Origin of the sequence: Streptomyces sp. NPDC058257, assembly GCF_042881845.1 — a bacterium.
In the GTDB taxonomy this organism is placed as follows: Bacteria; Actinomycetota; Actinomycetes; order Streptomycetales; family Streptomycetaceae; genus Streptomyces.
Map to the genome: position 1 here is coordinate 1 of NZ_JBHVXJ010000010.1, position 18,587 is coordinate 18,587.

Consider the following 18,587-nt stretch of genomic DNA (forward strand, 5'->3'; position numbering starts at 1 on the left):
GCCTCACCCTGCTGTTCGCAGGGTGAGGCGGGACTTTTCCGCGGTCGACGCGGGCTCAGAGGTGCGTCGGCGCAGGACCCGTGAGAGCTACACGATCTCCCCCATCCACATACGCCGCCCCAGCTCGTCGAGATCCGCCCGCCGTTCCTCGTACTCGGGCAGCGCGAGCCTCAGCAGCCGCCAGAAGTCCTCTCGGTGCCCGGACACCTTCACGTGCGCCAGTTCGTGCGCGATGACGTAATCGATCAGGTGCATGGGCAGCTGGAAGAGCGGCCACCCCAGAGTCATCAGACCGGTCCCACCGAGCGCGCCCTCAGGTGGTCGGTACGAACCCCACCGGTCGCCCAGGTCCCGCACCTCAAGGTCCGGCTCGGCCACCCCCATCCGCGCGGCCCACGGCTGGAGGCGGTGCCCGGTCCAGTCCCTGCCCGCACGGCAGTACCAGTCGACGAGTGCGGCCCGCCCTGCCTGCGGGTCGGACGCCGAGTCCGCCCCCATGACGAGGCGCCCGGCGATGAGCCGCACCCGGGCGTCGGGCGGTACATCGGTCGACACGGTCAGCCGGTACGTCCGCCCCAGGTAGCGGAAGAACTCACCGTCGGCGAGCCTCTTAGCGGGATTGAGCGGGCGCGTCCGTTCCCGCTCCCGTCGCTTGGCCAGCAGCCAGTCGCGATGGGCGCGTACGAACTGCTCAGCATCAGCTGTCGAACGCCCGGCAGGGACGTGCAGGGTGAAGGTCGTGTCAGGTTCGACGGTCAGTGCAAACCGTTTCCTGCGGGCACTGCTGCGAACCCGCAGCGACAGTCCGTCCACCATGAGCAGGTCATCGGGGGCGGAAGAGGTCGAAGGGTCGGCAAGCGCGGTCACGCGCCCTATTCTCCCCTCGCCCTGCCCCGGAACTGCCGGTAGTTGTCCTGCGCGAAGGACGCGAGTCGCTCGGCCGCGCCGTCCAACGGTGCCCAGTCGGCGCCGGCGGGCCTCACACCGCTGCTGAGCAGTGTTCCGTGGAGGTGTCCCGCCAGCATGCTGATGTCCTGGTGCTGCCCCTGGTACGACGCCTTGGCCATGGTCCGTGCAGCCACGTCGCAGATCTTGCCCGTGAGTCGCCTGACGTCACCGCTGTCGTCCAGCCGTACACCAGGAGTGTCTTCCAGGATCTGCTCCACGAGCCGGTACACCTTCTGCTCAAGCGGGCTGAGCCCGGCGAGCTCCGGATCTTCCTCCTGCTCCTGCCGGGCCTGCTCGAACAGCGGCCCGAACTCGTCGATCTGTTCCTCGAAGCGGCCTGGCATGGTGCGCAGGATTTCCTCAAGCCGCTTGGAGAGCCGCTCGTACTTCGCGGGGTCCTCCCGCTTGGTCCGCTCCTCCAGGTGGAAGCGCAGTGCATGCCCCATCTCGGCCGCGGCCTCCCGCGGCGGCAGGCGTCGCACGACGTCGTCGAAGGCGGGCGCGGTGAGCGAGACCGGCGGAATGACCTGATCGATCTCCGGGCCTTCGAGGTGGTCCGCGATCATGGCACGGACCTTGCGTCCGTACCGGCGCAGCGTGAACGTGCCGCCCTCGGCATCCCGGCGCAGTCGCCGCACCCGCTTCTGGAGCAGACTCCAGCGTCGGGCGTCCGCCACGTAGTCGAGTGCCGCTTCATGAGGGAGAACGCGTTCCAGGACGGCGAGGAACTCATGCAGCTTCTCGTCGAAGTCGAGCCTCGCTTCCTCGGACTGCAGCGAGAGAGCCGCAGGACCCAGTTTGGCGAGCTGGTCGAGGTCCGCGTCGTCGATGCCACTGCCGCGCAGGAAGTCGCGGACCTTCTTGGCAGCGGGCCCCAGCTTGGCGGCCTCTTCCGAAAGACTGCGCATCGTGTCGTCGACATCGGCGTCCCGGTACCCGGCGAGTGCGCTGGAGAGGTGCTCGAAGACTCCGTAGTAGTCGACGACGTAGCCGACCTCCTTGCCGGGCGAGGTCCGGTTGACGCGGGCCACGGCCTGGAGCAGTTCGGCGTCGCGGATCGGCCGATCCAGGTAGAGAACCTGCTCGCGCGGGGCGTCGAATCCCGTGAGCAGCATGGACTTCACGATCAGGAAGGCGATGGGGCTGTCGGAGTGCACAGGGTCGGGCACCGAGGTGGGTGGCGGTGACGGCTCCGCACTCGTCACGTCGGACCACGGGGCGTTCATGCCGCCGGCGGCGTCGGCCGGCGGTGCGGGCTGCGGCGGCGGATTGAAGGGCGTCGAAGCCACCCACTCCGGCTCGGGCGCCAGCTCGGGGAACGCCTTCTGGAACCGCTCCGTGTACGCCTCCTGACGCCCGGCGTCGGTCCACTCCCGCCACTCGCCGCGTTTATGCCCGGCCCCTGGTGAGATGACCGGCACGAAGTCGATCCTCCGCAGCACGGCACGGAACTGATGGGCCTGATGGAGGTAGCGCTGCTTCCTGGACAGCTGCTCCAGAGGCACCCCGGACGCCGACTCCGGGTCGTACGCAGCGAGTTCGGCAAGAAGCTCATCACGAGCCTTGCGCAGCGCGTGGTGGTACTGCACGGCCGCCTTCCGGCTGACGGCCGCGACCTGTGCCTTGAAACCACCGGGAAGCACTGTGGTCACCCAGTGCTCCAGCATGTCCTCGGCCTTCGCCTCGATCATGGGCACGGACTCGGCGACATCCCGCTCGGTGGGCCAGCGCTTGAGCAGTGCGGCCCGCTCCTCGGGAGTGCGGTCCCGGACCAGGTCGTCGAACCCTTCGTCGAGGACCTCTCCCTCACGGACCTCGCCCTCTCCGGTCCGGCCCTCGTAGCGGATGCGTACCACGACGCCGTCGTGCTCGGCGTCCTCCATCCGGTACTCGTCGAGGAAGCCCCGCTCGGAGTCACCGCGCCCGAAGATCCGGCGGCTGTCCTCCTCGCGGCCGGTGATGATCGGCGTACCCGTGAAGCCGATCCTCGCGGCGTTCGGGATCGCCCTGCGCAGGGCGGCGTGCAGGATGCTGGTGTGCGAGCGGTGTGCCTCGTCGACGAGGACAAGGATGTCCGGCGAGGTGTTGCACTCGGGGAAGTCCGGCACGGGCCCCAGGTCTTCCTCCGTGCCCTCCTCCCGGTCCCGTTCGGCCGCCTCGTACTCCCCGGCCAGGTCCCGGTCGTCCCCATCACCCTCGGCGTCTCCGCCGAAGGTGAACCCGTTCCCGTACTTCTGGATCATCCCGAAGACGACGCGGCGCCCGCCGTCCTGGAGCAGCCCTTCCATCTGCGTACGGGTCTTCGCCGTCTCGACATCGGAATCGCTGAGCCTCAGCGTCCGGGACAGCTGCGACTGCAACTGGGTGCGGTCGGTGACCACGACGACCATGAACTCGCTGAGCCGGTGGTGGAGATGAACCCTCCGCACCAGGAATGTCATGGTCAGCGATTTACCGGAACCCTGCGTGTGCCAGATGACGCCGCCGCGCTCGTCCTCGGTGTCCCACCCGGCGCGAGTCCGCCCCGTCAGCAGCCTGCGCACGGCCTTCTCGGCGGCCCGGTACTGCTGGTGCCGGGCGACCGCCTTCACCGTCCGCACGGCCCCGCCCGCGCCGTCCGACTCGACGGCCATCGGGATCACGTAGTGCCGTACGACGTTGAGCAGACCGGCGGGGCGCAGCACCACGCCGACGAGCCTCTGCTGCTCGCTGAGCGGCCTTGGTGCGCCGTCGTCCGCGTTCCCACCTGCGCCCGCGAGCCAACCCGCGGTCTGCAACTCCCGCCGCAGCCCGCTCTCTTCCTCCGGTTCGACGCTGCGCCACGGGTGGAAGTGCTCGGGCCCGGAAGTGACGGTGCCCAGGTGCGCGGTGTCACCGGTCGCGGCGACGAGAAGCTGCACAGTGCGGAACAGTTCCGGCACACCGGCAGGACGCGGGACGCCCGTCGGCCCGTCCGGATCCGGGACGGGGTTCCCGGCGTAGTGCCGCAGGTCGAGTACAGCGCTGCGGACGGGCTCGGCGAGGTCCGGGTTCTTGCACTCGACGGCGACGATCGGGATGCCGTTCACGAAGAGGACGACGTCGAGTATGGAGAGCTCGCCGGAGCGACCACGCACGCGGAGCTGGTCGACGACGGTGAAGGTGTTGAGCGCGACGCGGTCCGGGTGCCACTCGACGTACTGAACGGTGGCGGAGGGTCCGCCGTGCCCGCCGCGAGGAGCGGGGAGGGTCCAGCCGTGGAGCAGCATGTCGGTGGCGGCGAGGTTGGCATCGACGACGCCCTTGCCGAGCGAGAGGGAGGCGAGCTCCGTCACCACACGTGTGATGTCGTCGGCGTCCATCCAGGGCTGACCGTCACCGGCCCGGACGTTGATCCGATGCAGGGCGGGCCCGAGCTGGTCGACGAGCAGCGGCATACCGGCGTCGAGAGTGTCGAGCTCCCCGCCCGGGATGCGCGTCCACCCCAGCGCCTCCAACTGCGCGACGAACGGCCGCTCCACCTCGTCCCGCTCGACCTGCACCACCACGGTTCCGCGCCTTTCCCCGTACGTCCCTGTGTTCCCCTGAGATCCATTCTGCGCCTTGGGGGTGGGGTGTGGGAGGGGGATCGGGGAGAGGGCGGGGATGGCCGTGTGGACGTACCGGGATTGCGGGGGTACGTCCACCTACGCGGCGGGGCGGGTCAGTTGTGGGGGGCACTCTCCAGGGAGACCGTCGGCCTCGTCATCGGGTACGGGGAGACGGGCGCCCCTGCTGCGGGCGATGCGGTGCACGTCGCGCAGGGACTCGGTCAATCGGGCGGCGAGGAAGTGGAGTTGGGGCGCGGTGGCCTTGCTGTCGCCCAGAAGGTCTGCGGCATGGTCGAGGAGGTCGTCGGCCATGCCGAGCTGTACGGACTCGACGTTGTCGGCGGCGCGGGAGAGATAGCTGGCGCCGGTGCCGTCACTCAGGAGGTAGCAGGGGTTGCCGCCGAGGTTGGTCCAGGGGAGGAGGCGGGGCCTGCTGACGGTGGCGGCGTCGTGACTCTGGTCCATCATGCGGCCACCTCGACGCCGTGGATGCTGCGCGGGCCGACGTCAACACCGTGCACGGCGAGCCAGAGGGCTCGGCAGCGGGAGCGTTGCAGCAACGCCTTCTCGCGTTGATCGTGGGCAAGGAGGCGGCGCGCGGCCGGGAGAGGGGCGGGGATGAGTGGCGTTCCGGACAACCGGTGGCGCCCGGCAGCGGGCCACAGCAGCCGCAGCAGCGGCTCGATGAGGCGGGAGATATGGTGCAACACGTCGTCAACTCCTGTGTAGTTGAGGGCCATGCCCCCGGGCCGTTTCGAGGACGGTCGCGGGGGTCTTCCGTGCCGGAGGCAGGTCGACTTGCATGGACATCGCTGCGTAGCGATTCACTTACACAGTGAGATGGCGCGGGCTAGGCTCGCTAGTGGGTCAGAGGTGCCAAGGCATCTGTCGCACGGGAGTTAACGATGAGCAACACCTATGGGGAGTGGTTCAGGGCCCAGCGGGAGGCGGCGGGCCTGACACAGCAGGAGCTGGCCGATCGGGCGATCATGACGCGTTCGCACATCGCGCATATCGAGGCGGGGCGTCGGCTGCCGTCGAAGCAGGATGCGCAGCGGCTGGACCAGGCGCTGAACACCCAGAACGTACTGGCCAGCTTCCTTCCCGACGAGGACGCGGCAGTCGCCGACCACTTCGAGGCAGCCCTGCAACTCGAACAGCAAGCAGTCAGCATCCGGGAGTTCGCGCTGTCCTTCGTGCCGGGCATCCTCCAGACGGAAAGGTACGCACGTGCGGTCCTGCGCGTCAGCTTCCCCCCGGTAAGAGCTGAGGAGTGTGACAGGCTCGTTGTCACACGGCTTGAGCGGGCGAAAGGTCCTAGAGGATCCCGTGTCGCCCGTAGTGTGGGCACTCCTGGACGAGGCCGTCGTGAGCCGACCTGTCGGCGGCCCAGTTGTCATGGCTGAGCAGATCATGCACATCGTGCGCCTGGCTGAGTCGCAACGTATCCGCGTGCATGTACTGCCGCGCTCCCTGGGCTTCCACCCACTGCTGGAAAGCATGCTTACGCTGATGTGGTTCGATGACCAGCCACCGGTGGCATACAGCGAGGGGGTGCGCATGGGGAAAGTGCACGACTCCCCGTCCATCGTCCAGGAGCTGCAAGGTCGTTACGATCTTGCCCTGAGCGACGCACTGCCGCTCAAGGAGTCACTGACCCTGCTGAGGGCGACAGCAAAGGAATACGGACATCATGGCTGAACCGACCATCTCGCACGCTGCCGCACTGAGCGGCTGGCGTAAGTCGTCTTACAGCGGCAGCGAGGGCGGCAGTTGCCTGGAGGTCGTAGACAACTACCCAGTCGGCGTCCCGGTCCGCGACTCCAAGACCCCGAACGGCCCGGCTCTGCTCTTCCCGTCACCGAGCTGGTCGTCGTTCGTCATAGCGGTCAAGAATGGAAACCTCTCCGCCTGACCGCTCCTCCGCCTCAACCGTCCTGGCCCTCGTCACAAGGCGAGGGCCGGATGCATTTGGCAACACCACTCCGCGTGGTTGAGCCGAGCCAGCCTCCAGCCTCAGGCAGCCAGCGCTGAAGCCCCGACCCGCCCGGACAACAGGTCATCCACAAGCCCCCGCTTCAACTCACGGACCTTCGCCAACTCCGCTTCCTGACCCGCGACCTCACGCAAAAGAGCCGCACCAAGGCCAGCGATCCTCGCCTGATCCTCAATCGGGGGAACTGGAATCTGAAAGTCACGCACGTCCGACTTCGTGATGTTGGGATCCTTCCGTGTGCTGGCAGCAAATCGACGCCACTTGTGCCGTCCATGTTGCAGTGCAAGAAGGAGATAGTCGGGGTCGAGGTCGGACTGGGGAATCAGTACAGAGATCGCCTGGTTCACAGCCGAATTATTTCGCAGAATCGCCGTGCGACCAATCTGCTCCCAGCCTCCGTACATTGCCACGAGCACTGAGTCTGCCGGAAAGACGCGCATGCCGAGATCTTTCAGAGCTGCGGGAGTCAGGGCCTCATCAGTCGTCGAGAGTGAACCCTCGTTGAGGTCAAGGGTCTTGACCCACGGAACACCTACGTCGGCAAAGTATTTATCTCCCGCCGCTCTCGGCGGAGTTGAACCGGAACCAAGCTGGCAGAGCTCTCCGATAGACACCGTGGTCCACCCCTTTGACTCTGACGACGGCTCCTCACCCTTCTGACGTCCCCACCCTCGAAACGCGTCCTCCAAGAGACCGCGCCTGAGCTGCTTCAGCTTGACGATCGACGCCTCGATCCCACGTTCCAGTTCCGTCACGCTGTCGAGCACATCGACGATCCGCTGCTGCGCAGCAATGGAAACTAGCGGAAACGGCAGCGCACCGAACCGGTTCCCACCGAGGTGAGAAATGCTCGTCTTCTCTGCGATTCCCGCGAATACCGCGTTCGCGCGCCACCAAACGAACACCGCCTGCGCGAACTTGGGGAGGAGTTCAGGCCCCGGACGAAACCGGATCAGGGTGTTCTGGAAGCAGAAGGTACCTGGGGCACCGTCGTACAGCGCACTCCGCCCCACCATCATCAAGTTCTCCTGCCCTTCGTTCAGCAGGATGTCACCCGGAATGAGCCCGTACGTCTCGCGCTCCGCCGGAGAGAACGCCATCGCGTTGACGTCCGAGTAATCGATACGCCCCTCATACACGTTCGCAACCCTGAGATAGGGCCGTTGGCCTGCCCCGGATCGGCTCGCCGGCGACAACTGCTTACCAACTCGCACGTCACCTAGGTCCTTGACGGGAACCCAGTGGACAAGCCCTTCACTCCGCATAGCCCAGCTCCCCCAGGAACCCATCCAACATCGCCGCCACTGCTTCCCGCCCCGCCCGAATCTCCCTCAACGACACGGCGTACTTCCGCTCCCACGCCTCATAAGACGCCACCAACTCCCGCTGCCACCACACCACATGCCCCTCCAGCTTCGCCGCAAGGTCATCCCGCAGCAGGTCGAGCACCACGCGGCGCTCCCCCTCCGCGTCCAACTCACCCCGGGCCCGGAACAACCGGGGCGGCTCCTCCCCCAGCGTGGGCGGATCACTCGGATACGGGTGCCGATGGAAGTCCGCCTCAAGGCGCTTGATGACCGCCCCCGCCTTCGTCCGCGCCTTCTTCACCTGCGACAGCTCCGCCGCGAGCTTGGTCAACTCCTCGACGCTGAGGGCGACTTCCCCGGCGTCGGAGTCAGAATCGGAGTCGGAGTCGCCGCCCGAGGACTCACCGTCGGCTTCCCCATCCACCGGCTCCTCCCCGCCCCCCGAAAGCCGAACACTCAACTCCTTGAACCGCGCGTCCAGCTCCGCCTTCCGCGCATCCGCCTCCGCCAACTCCTCCAAGAAGTCAGAGGCAATGGCAGCGACCACCTTGTGGTCATACGCCTGACGCCGCTCCGCAGCCGTCCGCGTCCTCAACTTCTTTGTCCGCGCGTCCTGTTCAGGCGAAAGCATCGTGTCGACGTTCTCAACCCATCCGTCGACGACACCCGTGAACCCGTTCTCGGATAGCGCGAGCAGGTCGTACTTGGCCTCGTACCACCACCCGGCTACCGCCCCGGAAAGCGCGTACCGGTCGAGCAGCCCGACCTGGCTCAGCCGCTCCACGAACGACGCCATCAACTGTCCCCGCACAGCCATCAGCGCAGCCTTACGCTCCGAGGGCGTCGTCGAGTCCAGCACCTCGGGTGTGGCCGCCACCTCGGCAAGGCGTCGCGCCTCCGCGGCCCACCACTCAGCGAACGCCGCCCGCAGCGCCTCCTCCCTGGGCCGCGCCAGCCCGCCCAGCTCGGGCCGCGCACCCTCCTCCCGGAAGTCGACATACGCCGGATCGTCCGACCCGCGCTCCACGAACAGGTCCCCGACTCCGATCCCGTACGAGTCGAGCAGGGGCTTCTTCGCCTCGATCTCCGCACGCGGCACCCCGCCCACCAGATGCGCCCGCACGTCCTGCGGTTCGGGCGGTGGTGTGTTGTCCACGTACCGGCGGATGTTGAGGTTGTCGTCGTTGTCGGCGAGCTCCTCGCGGCTCACGAGCCGGGAGAAGCCCGGCACCTCCGCGTACGCGTGGAAAGTCGAAACGATCTTCTCGGCGTGCTCAGGCAGCAGCACGTTCTGTGCCCGCTCCGCGTGGAACTCACGGTCGGCGTTGATGAACAGCACCTTGCCCGCCCGCGCCGGATCCTTCCGCCCCGGCGGGCGGAGCACCAGGATGCAGGCCGGGATGCCCGTCCCGTAGAACAGGTTCGGCGCGAGACCGATGACCGCCTCGATGGCGTCATCGTTCAACAGCCGCGTGCGGATGCCCTGTTCGCCCTTCTCGCCACCCCCGCGGAAGAGCACACCGTGCGGCATGACCGTGATGACCATGCCGCCCCGGCCCTCTCGCTTGGCCTCCCACAGCATGTGCTGGAGGAACATCAGGTCGGCCTTGCCGCGCTCGCTGGTCTCGCCGTACGCGGCACGCTCGGACTTGAACGCGAGGTCGTCCAAGGCGTAGTCCATGGAGAACGGCGGATTGCTGAGCACGCCGTCGAACCGGTCCTCGTCCGACCTCGGCACATGCGTCGGCTGCGAGAGCGTGTCACCGGTGGTCAGGTCGAAGCGCCGCACCCCGTGCAGGACCATGTTCATCGTCGACATGATCCAGGAGCCACTGTTGGCGTCCTGTCCGGCGAAAAACATCGACGAGGTGTCGCCGCCGTGCTCCTCCACGTACTCCGCCGCGTGGATGAGCATGCCGCCCGAGCCGACGCACGGGTCGTAGATCCGCATGTCCTCGGTCGGGGCGAGGAGTTCGACCATCATGCGGACCACGGCACGCGGGGTGTAGAACTCGCCGCCCTTGCGGCCGGCCGAGTCCGCGAACTCCTTGATCAGGTACTCGTACGCGGCACCGATCAGGTCCGGGAACTCGAAGTCCTCCGTACGCAGACGCACGCGCCCGAAGTGCGCGATGAGTAGCTTGAGCCGCTGGTCGGCGAGCTTGGCCGCGCCGGACGCGGCGCCCGATCCGCCGATGCGGTTGAAGTCCAGGTGGTCGAAGAGCCCCTTGAGCTTCTCATTCTGCGCCTCAAGGGCCTGCAGTGCGGGGCGCAACGTCATCTCGTTGATGTTGTGGGTAGCTGCGGAGACCACGTTCCAGCGAGCCTTCTCCGGCACGTACAGCACATCGCGCTCACTGTAGGGGCCCACCCGCTCAAGGTAGCCGGGGAGCTTCTCGGTGCTGAGCTTCAGCTCCTCGACCGCGAATACCCGTAGCTTCTCCCTGGCCGCCTCAAACTCGTCATTGGCCCGCTTCAGGAACAGCAGCCCGAAGATGTAGTCCTTGTATTCGGAGGCATCCATCGTCCCGCGGAGAATGTCCGCGGCGGCGAACAGATGCCGCTCCAACTGGGCGAGCGTGAGCTTGGCCACGTACGACTCCCTACGACCCGACCGACCTGAGATGACGGAGAGACTTTATGACCCGGCCGGGGTCATACCGAAATCAGCAGGCGCCGTCCAGTGGGAGAGATCAGTACGAGTCGATGTGCAGCGCCTTCTCCACGAAGTCATGCACGTCTGTGTACGGGTCCCGGTCCCACTTGCCCACATGGGCGCCGTGCTGGCTGTTCATGCGCTCGGCGTTGTTCCGCGCGTCCTTGTAACTGCCGACGACCTGGTCCGGCAGGACGACCTTCGGATTCTTGGCGTCCTGGGAGCCTCGCTGGAACGGCAGTCGGTCGGCCGCCCCGTCGCACACCCCGCCGAACGAGCCGCTGACCGGCTTGTAGTGGGCGAGGCGCCACACCTCGAAACACGGATGGGAGAAGGCGACGCCGATACCCGCTGTCTTTGCCTGCTCCAGCGCATCGCGAATGTACTTGTAGTTGTCGTGGTCGAAGAGGCACCAGACTTCGGGCCAAAAATCGTCGTCCAGCTTGGCCCGCTTCGCCTTGCGGTCCTCCTCGCGCTTCAGCTTGATCGCTTGCTCCACGAGGTCGAGCGGCTTGCGGCCGCTGTCCGCCTTGCGGTTGGCGATGTGCATCTCGACCGGGACCTTGTCGGCGTGCGGGACGCCATGGTCCTTGAGGATGTCGAGGTAAGAGGGCTCGGTCACTTTACCCTCGGTGAAGATGAAGACCTGGCGCCTGCGCTGCCCGCCCCGCTGGGCCGGACGCTCCCAAGAGTCCTTGCCTCTCCGCCCCCGCCCCATCAGCCTCGCCCCGCCTGATTCACCTGATCGCCCGCTTCGTCGTACGCACCGACCTCACGCGCCGCGAGCAGCCTCCGCGCGATCTGCCCCTCCAAGAGAGAGGGGACCCCACCGAAGGTCCCCGCCAGATAGGACTGCGTAAGGTCCTCGTCCTCACCCGGCTCCGCGTCACTGAGCGGATAAAGCTCCGTCGCCCCGTCCTTGTCCTTCTGTGTCAGCCACACCTGGTCGGGGTCGAGAAGGCGCTCCCCACTCGGGGTGGTGAGCACCGTCGCGTCGTGCGAAGTGAAGATCAGCTGGGCGCCCTTGGGATTCGCGTACGGATCGTGGAAGAGCCGGACTACCTCCGCGGCGAAGCGTGAGTGCAGGCTGGCGTCGAGTTCGTCGACGAGAAGGACAGCGCCTTCGTCGAGGGCCAGAAGGAGAGGGCCGAGGAGAGCGAACCAGGAGCGAGTGCCGTAGGACTCCTCCTGCCAGTCGAAAGGCACTTCTCCAGCTGCCGAACGGTGCGTCAGCTTCACCACGTCCCGGCCCGGGCCGTCCTGGACGACGTGTGCGCCGGTGATGCCGAGGTCTGCGACCCGCAGCAGCTCCTGGATGCGCTTGGCTCTCGGCCCTGACAGTTCCTTTGTGGTGTACCGCTCGCGTTCCGCCCGCTCCTCCTCCGGGTTGATCATCCAGAGGTTGCGGCGGAACCAGTGGAAGAGCGGAGAGAGCTGCGGGTGGTTGTCCGTGCCGGCCGTGGAGAGCAGAAGAGCGTCCGGTCGTGTACGCCGCGCGAGCTGGGCGCGATCTTTGACGCGCCCGCCCGGCCACTTGAAGACCTCCGAGCGGGAGGCATCCCGGTCGAGCCACTCCTGGCGACGGCCTCGCGGATAGCTGTGCAGCCATTCGGCCTCGACGCGAGTGGGGCCGAGTTCGAAGCCGTATGTCCAGCGGACCGAGTCGATGACGACATCGACCTCGAAGAAGGAGGGCTCGCTCTCGCCCTTGGGGTTCAGAGCGAAGACCTGACGCGGGATACCGTCGTAAGAGGCCCAGCGCGCATAGGAGTTGAGGACCGCATTGCGCATGTCGGTCAGTGCGGTCAGCACATTCGACTTACCGGAGGCGTTGGCCCCGAAAATGCCGATCAGTGGAAGCACGGTGACCGATCCACTGCCCGCGAGCTCCACCGCGTTCGCCGACTCCGCCTGTTCGTCGCCAGGCACAACGAAGGACAGCTCCTGCTCATCTCGCAGGGACCGTACGTTCGCGACGCGGAACCTCAGCAGCACGCTGTCCTCCTCTCCGGGGTCAGGGTAATGGCCATCTGTGACAACGGCCCGGTCGGGAGCGCCTGCGGCCTCCGGGAACATATCTTCCGGAGGCCGCTTCGCACAGCTAGATGGGTGATCAGTTATGGCTCAGAGGTGCGTCGGCTCGAACATCCGCAGCAGGGCCGGGAGCACGACGACCGAGGGACCGGGGGCCGCGAGCGCCTTCGCCAGGTCGTCCTCCAGGGTCTCCGGGGTCGTACGGACGCCCGGCACTCCGAAGGACTCCGCGAGGGCGACGAAGTCCGGGCGGGAGAGCTCCGTGGCGCTCGCCTCGCCGAAGGCGTCGGACATGTACTCCCGGAGGATTCCGTAGCCGCCGTCGTCCACGATCAGCCAGGTCACCGGGAGGTCGTACTGCTTCGCCGTGGCCAGCTCCGCGATCGAGTACATCGCGCCGCCGTCGCCGGAGACGGCGAGGACCGGGTGGGAGGGGTCCGCCGCCGCCGCGCCGAGCGCCGCCGGGAAGCCGTACCCGAGGCCGCCCGCACCCTGCGCCGAGTGCATCGTGTTCGGGCGCCGCGCGTCGAAGGCGGACCAGGCCCAGTAGGCCAGGATCGTCATGTCCCAGAAAGAGGGCGCCGCGTCGGGGAGCGCGTCGCGCACCGAGGCGAGGACCTGCTGCTCCAGGGTGAGGTCCTGGGCGGCGATGCGCTCCTTGACCTTCGTGAGCACGGACCGCACCCGCTCGGGGGCCGAGGGGTCCTCGCGGGGGGTGTCGATCGTCTCCAGGAGGGCGGAGAGCGCGAGGCGCGCGTCCGCGTGGATGCCGAGCGCCGGGTGGTTGGACTCCAGCTTCCCCGCGTCGGCCTCGATCTGGACGACCCGGCCGCGCGGCTTGAACGTGTGGTAGTTCGAGGAGAGCTCGCCCAGGCCCGAGCCGACCACCAGGAGGACGTCCGCGTCCTCCAGGAAGTCGGTGGTGTAGCGGTCCTCCAGCCACGACTGGAGCGAGAGCGGGTGCTCCCAGGGGAAGGCGCCCTTGCCGCCGAAGGTCGTGACGACGGGAGCGTTCACCAGCTCGGCGAGGGCGAGGAGCTTGCCGGAGGCATCGGAGCGGACGACTCCGCCGCCCGCGATGATCGCCGGGCGCTCGGCCCGGGACAGCAGGTCGGCCGCCACGGCGGTCAGCTCGGGGCGCGGGACGACCTCGTCCGGGGTCGCGTCCATGGCGGTGACGACGGGCAGGGTCGTCTCCGCGAGCAGCACGTCCTGCGGGATCTCCACCCACACCGGGCCGTGCGGGGCGGTGAGCGCCGACTCCCAGGCCGCCGCGATCGCGGACGGGATCTGCGAGGCCGTGCGCACGGTGTGGACGGACTTCACGATGTCGCGGAACGACGCCTGCTGGTCGCGCAGCTCGTGGAGGTAGCCGTGCCGGCCGCCGCCGAGCCCCGCCACCGGGATCTGGCTGCCGATGGCGAGCACGGGCGATGATCCGGCCGCCGCCTCCTGGAGCGCCGCGAGCGAGGTCAGCGCGCCGGGGCCGGTGGAGAGCAGCAGCGGGGCCACCTCGCCGGTGATCCGGCCGTACGCGTCCGCCGCGAAGCCCGTGTTGTTCTCGACGCGAAGGCCCACGTACGACAGGGCCGAGCGCCGCAGGGCGTCGAACATGCCGAGCGCGTGCTGGCCGGGGAGACCGAAGACCGTCGTCGCGCCGAGGCCCTGGAGGGTCTCCACGACGAGGTCGCCGCCGTTACGTCCGGCGGGCGGGTTCAGGGCCGCCTCCTGCTGCGCGTCCGTGGGCCGCAGTACTACGTCGTGGTCGTGCGTCACTTGGCCGCCCGCCCTTCGGCGATCTGGCGGGACATGATCGTCGTCAGCTCGTACGCGGTGTGCGAGGCGGCGACGGCCGTGATCTCCGCGTGGTCGTAGGCGGGGGCGACCTCGACGACGTCCGCCGACACGAGGTTGCAGGAGGAGAGCCCCCGCAGGATCTCCAGGAGCTCGCGCGACGTCATGCCGCCCGCCTCCGGGGTGCCCGTGCCGGGCGCGTGGGCCGGGTCCAGGCAGTCGATGTCGATGGAGATGTACAGCGGGCGGTCGCCGATGCGCTGGCGCAGCTGGTCGGCGACCTCGTCGGCGCCACGGCGGTAGATGTCCGCCGACGTGACGATGCCGAAGCCCATCTTCTCGTCGTCGGTGAGGTCCTGCTTGCCGTAGAGGGGGCCGCGCGTGCCGACGTGGCTGAGCGCCTCGGTGTCGAGGATGCCTTCCTCGACGGCCCGGCGGAACGGCGTGCCGTGGGTGTACTCGGCGCCGAAGTACGTGTCCCAGGTGTCCAGGTGCGCGTCGAAGTGCAGCAGAGCGACCGGGCCGTGCTTCTTGGCGACCGAGCGGAGCAGCGGCAGGGCGATGGTGTGGTCGCCGCCGAGCGTCATCATGCGGGCGCCCGAGCCGAGGAGGTCGTCCGCGGCGGCCTCGATCGTCTCCACCGCCTCGTTGATGTTGAACGGGTTGGCGGCTATGTCGCCCGCGTCCGCGACCTGCGCGAGCGCGAAGGGGGAGGCGTCCTGAGCGGGGTTGTACGGGCGCAGGAGGCGCGAGGCCTCGCGGATCGCGTTGCCGCCGAAGCGTGCGCCGGGGCGGTACGAGACACCCGTGTCGAAGGGCACGCCGACCACCGCGACGTCCGTCCTGCCGCCCACCTCGTCGAGGCGGGGCAGCCGGGCGTACGTCGCCGGGCCCGCGTACCGGGGGATGCGGGAGGAGTCGACCGGGCCGCGGGGGGTCGGGGTCTCGGCGCTGCTCATGGTCGGTTTCCTCCTGGTGGTACGAGTGTTGCTGTGCTGCTGGGACAAGTGTCGCGCGGCCCGCTGACAGTGACGCGGACAGTGGGCCGCGCGCCGGACTAGACGGCCACCGGCGATTCCGGTTCCGCTTCCTGGGACCCCCGGCCCGCGAGCCGCTCGCGCCAGGCGGCGAGGACGTGGGCGTCCGTCGGCTTGGTGGCGAGGGAGACGACGACGTACACGCCGAGGGAGATCAACAGGCCGTAGTAGATGGGCTCGTTCGCGAGGATTCCGTACCCCCACATCAGCCCGATGACGGAGAGCCCACCGGCGACGATGGCCGCGAGCGCGCCCTCCGCGGTGCCGCGCTTCCACAGCAGTCCGCCGAGGATCGGCACGAGAAGACCGGCGACGAGCAGGTTGTAGGCGACGGTGAGCGCCTGGACGACGTCGTTGAGGGCGATGGCGATGAGGACGACGGCGACGCCCATGATCAGGATGAAGAGGCGGTTGCCCCTCACCTCGTCGTGCTCCTCGCCATCGCCCTTCGGTGAGACGGCGCCCCGCAGCCGCGACCAGATGTCGTTGTTGGCGACGGTGGCGCAGGCGATGAGCGCTCCGGAGGACGTGGACATCACGGCGGCGAGCGCCGCGGCGAGCACCAGACCCCGTACGCCCATGGGCAGTTCGTCCTTGACCATGGTCGCGAAGGCCGCGTCGGCGCTCGGCAGCTTCGGGTACATGACCTTGGCGGCCGTGCCGATGACGGCGCCCGCGATCGCGTAGACGAGGCAGTAGGTACCGGCGACGGTGCCGCCGTAGCGGGCGACCTTGTCGCTGCGCGCGGTGAAGACGCGCTGCCAGATGTCCTGCCCGATGAGCATGCCGAACGTATAGATCAGGACGTACGTGAAGATCGTCTCGCCGCCGATGCCCAGCGGGTCGAAGTACTCGGTGGGCAGCTTGGCCTTCATCTCGCTGAAGCCGCCGGCCTTGACGACGGCGATGGGCAGAAGGAGGAGCAGCACCCCGATGGTCTTCACCACGAACTGCACCATGTCGGTGAGCGTGATCGACCACATGCCGCCGAGCGTCGAGTACGCGACGACGATCGAGCCGCCGAGGATGATCGCGATCGTGCGGTTCATGTCGAAGATGACGTCGAAGATCGTGGCGTACGCGATGGTCGAGGTGACCGCGAGCATCAGCGTGTACGACCACATGACGACTCCGGAGATGACGCCCGCGCGTCCGCCGTAGCGCAGGTCGAGCATCTCGGAGACGGTGTAGACCTTCAGGCGTGCGATGCGCGCCGAGAAGAAGACGCTCAGGGCGAGCAGGCCGAGGCCGATCGTGAAGACCATCCAGGCGCCGGAGAGCCCGTACTGGTAGCCGAGGCCGACACCGCCGATGGTGGACGCGCCGCCGAGGACGATGGCGGCCATGGTCCCGGAGTACATCCACGGTCCGAGGCGGCGTCCCGCGACCAGGAATTCGCTCTTGGACTTGGCGCGGCGCATGCCCCACCAGCCCATCGCGAGCATGCCGGCGAGATAGACGACGATCACTGTGTAGTCGACGGCCATAGGGGGCCCTCCTTCGCGCACCTCGGTGGCGTGTCGTGCAGATGGGGGTGAGGGGGGTGGCAACGACCGGCCGCGGGGACATCCGCCCGTACCCGTGGCCTGGGGTCGGCACGACCTTAGGTGGCCGGAAAGCAACGCTGAAGTGTACGTTTCATCCACTCTTCACGACCAAGATGGATGGATCGTCCACCGTGCCGGACCCTGCCGCCTCCTCGCCTGCCTCGCCTGCCTCACCCGTGTCACCCGCGTCACCCATCACTCCCCCGACTCCGCCGGCTCCTCTCACCGCGCTCCTCGCCCGGGAGGATCTGGGCCTGCGCCAGATCGCGGGCCCCGACGCCAGGGAGAGCGGGGCGGCCGTCCAGTGGGTACACACCTCGGAGATGGCGGACCCGTATCCGTACCTCCTGGGCGGCGAGCTGCTTTTGACGGCGGGCGTGCACATCACGGACCCGGTGGGTACGGGCGTCTATCTGGACGACTACGTGGCGCGGATCGTCGAGGCGGGCGGCGCGGCCCTGGGCTTCGGCGTCGCGCCCGTGCACGACACGGTGCCGCGCGCCCTGGTGACGGCCTGCGACCGCTACGGCCTGCCGCTCCTGGAGGTGCCGCCGCGCACGACGTTCAGCGGGGTCGCCCGCGCGGTGTGGCAGCTGGTGGCAGAGGCCAGGCACGCCGAGCTGCGCCGCGTGACGGAGGCCCAGCAGGGCCTCGCCACAGCCGCCGCGCGCCCGGACCCGGTGCCCGCGGTGCTGCGGCAGCTCGCGGCACGCCTGGGCGGCTGGGCGGTGCTCTACGCGCCGGACGGCGCGGTCCTCCACACGGCGGGGACGGCTCCGGGGACGGGGGTACGGCAGGCGGTGCACGACCTCTCCGAAGTCGTACGTCCGGCAGGGCGGCCAGGGCCCGCCCCCGCGTCGGCCACCGACTCCGTGGGCGGCGCCCGCCTCACCGCGTACGCGCTCGGTGGCGGGCAGGGGTTCGCGCTCGGGGTGGCCGCCGAGCAGCGCGAGCCGGGGGATCACACCATCACCGGGGTGGCCGTCGTGCTGCTCTCGCTCCTCACAGGGAAGCACCAGGGGGCCGCCGATTCCGTGCGCTCCGCGGCGCTCGTGCGGCTGCTTCTGGGCTCGACGGCGGGCGATGTCGCGCCTCTGCTGGGGGCCGGGGAGTGGACCGTGGTGCACGCGCGCGGGGATGCGGCGGCGAACGACCCGGTGGCCCACTCCGTCGCCGCCTCCGCGCTCGCCGCCGCGCTGGGCAGCGGCCTGGTCGACACGGACCAGGACCAGGATCTCGTACGGCTCCTGCTCCCCGGCGACCGCGAGCCCACCGGACAGCCGGGCTGGACCCTGGGCGCCTCCGCCCCCGCGCCCTCGGGCGAGCTGCCCGCGGCCGACGCCCAGGCGGACCGCGCCCTGCGCCGCGCCGAGGCCACCCGCGCGCCCCTCGTCCGGCACCGCGAGACGGGCATCGCCGCTCTGGTCGCGCCCGCCGAGGCCGCCGCCCACGCGCGCGTGCTGCTCGCCCCGCTCGGCGAGAGCGCGGCGCTCACCGAGACCCTGCGCACCTGGCTCTCCCTGCACGGCAACTGGGACCGGACGGCGACCGCGCTCGGCGTCCACCGCAACACGGTCCGCCAGCGCATCGCCCGCTGCGGGGCGCTCCTGAACTCCGACCTCGACGACGCGGACGTACGGATGGAGCTGTGGTTCGCGCTCACCAGGAAGTGACCCGGGATCGATTCGACCGGAGAGGG

At 68.7% G+C, this 18,587-nt stretch carries 13 protein-coding genes and 1 pseudogene; 3 read left to right on the plus strand and 11 right to left on the minus strand.

The window, feature by feature from the left end; all coding sequences use genetic code 11:
- Positions 1–87: 87 nt before the first annotated feature.
- From ACFVXC_RS23405 to ACFVXC_RS23420, 4 genes are all read right to left on the minus strand, one after another.
- Positions 88–867 carry a M48 family metallopeptidase gene (locus ACFVXC_RS23405; protein WP_389908083.1) on the minus strand — a complete coding sequence of 260 codons (780 nt, stop codon included), beginning with the start codon at positions 865–867 and terminating at the stop codon, positions 88–90.
- Positions 868–872: 5 nt separating this feature from the next.
- Positions 873–4,475, minus strand: a complete 3,603-nt coding sequence (locus ACFVXC_RS23410; protein WP_389908085.1) for a type I restriction endonuclease subunit R — start codon at positions 4,473–4,475, stop codon at positions 873–875.
- Positions 4,476–4,613: 138 nt separating this feature from the next.
- Positions 4,614–4,985: a hypothetical protein gene (locus ACFVXC_RS23415; RefSeq protein ID WP_389908087.1), complete on the minus strand. Its 372-nt coding sequence runs from the start codon at positions 4,983–4,985 to the stop codon at positions 4,614–4,616.
- A complete protein-coding gene (locus ACFVXC_RS23420; protein WP_389908089.1) occupies positions 4,982–5,227 on the minus strand; it encodes a hypothetical protein in 246 nt (81 codons plus the stop codon). The genes ACFVXC_RS23415 and ACFVXC_RS23420 overlap by 4 nt, the downstream gene beginning before the upstream one ends.
- A 195-nt stretch (positions 5,228–5,422) precedes the next feature.
- Here ACFVXC_RS23420 and ACFVXC_RS23425 point away from each other — a divergent pair.
- Both ACFVXC_RS23425 and ACFVXC_RS23430 read left to right on the plus strand, forming a co-directional pair.
- A pseudogene (locus ACFVXC_RS23425) lies at positions 5,423–6,218 on the plus strand (helix-turn-helix domain-containing protein).
- Positions 6,211–6,432 (plus strand): DUF397 domain-containing protein, encoded by a 222-nt coding sequence (locus ACFVXC_RS23430; RefSeq protein WP_389908091.1) that lies wholly within the window; start codon positions 6,211–6,213, stop codon positions 6,430–6,432. Before ACFVXC_RS23425 ends, ACFVXC_RS23430 begins: the two are co-directional and overlap by 8 nt.
- 101 nt (positions 6,433–6,533) lie before the next feature.
- Here the strand turns inward: ACFVXC_RS23430 and ACFVXC_RS23435 are convergent, their stop codons facing one another.
- From ACFVXC_RS23435 to ACFVXC_RS23465, 7 genes are all read right to left on the minus strand, one after another.
- Positions 6,534–7,802 carry a restriction endonuclease subunit S gene (locus ACFVXC_RS23435; RefSeq protein ID WP_389908093.1) on the minus strand — a complete coding sequence of 423 codons (1,269 nt, stop codon included), beginning with the start codon at positions 7,800–7,802 and terminating at the stop codon, positions 6,534–6,536.
- Entirely contained in the window at positions 7,768–10,413 is a 2,646-nt protein-coding gene (locus tag ACFVXC_RS23440; protein ID WP_389908095.1) for an N-6 DNA methylase, read from the minus strand. Before ACFVXC_RS23440 ends, ACFVXC_RS23435 begins: the two co-directional genes overlap by 35 nt.
- Positions 10,414–10,513: 100 nt before the next feature.
- Positions 10,514–11,194 (minus strand): RloB family protein, encoded by a 681-nt coding sequence (locus ACFVXC_RS23445; RefSeq protein WP_389908097.1) that lies wholly within the window; start codon positions 11,192–11,194, stop codon positions 10,514–10,516.
- Complete coding sequence (locus ACFVXC_RS23450) at positions 11,194–12,471, minus strand: ATP/GTP-binding protein (protein ID WP_389908099.1); 1,278 nt, start codon at positions 12,469–12,471, stop codon at positions 11,194–11,196. The genes ACFVXC_RS23445 and ACFVXC_RS23450 overlap by 1 nt, the downstream gene beginning before the upstream one ends.
- Positions 12,472–12,600: 129 nt before the next feature.
- The gene (locus ACFVXC_RS23455; RefSeq protein ID WP_389908101.1) at positions 12,601–14,286 is read right to left on the minus strand and encodes a thiamine pyrophosphate-binding protein; all 1,686 of its coding nucleotides are present in this window, start codon (positions 14,284–14,286) and stop codon (positions 12,601–12,603) included.
- The gene (speB, locus tag ACFVXC_RS23460; protein ID WP_389908103.1) at positions 14,283–15,263 is read right to left on the minus strand and encodes an agmatinase; all 981 of its coding nucleotides are present in this window, start codon (positions 15,261–15,263) and stop codon (positions 14,283–14,285) included. The genes ACFVXC_RS23455 and speB overlap by 4 nt, the downstream gene beginning before the upstream one ends.
- A gap of 98 nt (positions 15,264–15,361) precedes the next feature.
- Positions 15,362–16,828, minus strand: coding sequence for a sodium:solute symporter (locus ACFVXC_RS23465; RefSeq protein WP_389908105.1), 1,467 nt, complete (start codon positions 16,826–16,828; stop codon positions 15,362–15,364).
- Positions 16,829–17,001: 173 nt separating this feature from the next.
- Between ACFVXC_RS23465 and ACFVXC_RS23470 the strand changes: the two genes are divergently transcribed.
- On the plus strand, positions 17,002–18,561 hold the full coding sequence (locus ACFVXC_RS23470; protein WP_389908107.1) for a PucR family transcriptional regulator: 1,560 nt from the start codon (positions 17,002–17,004) through the stop codon (positions 18,559–18,561).
- Positions 18,562–18,587: the final 26 nt, after the last annotated feature.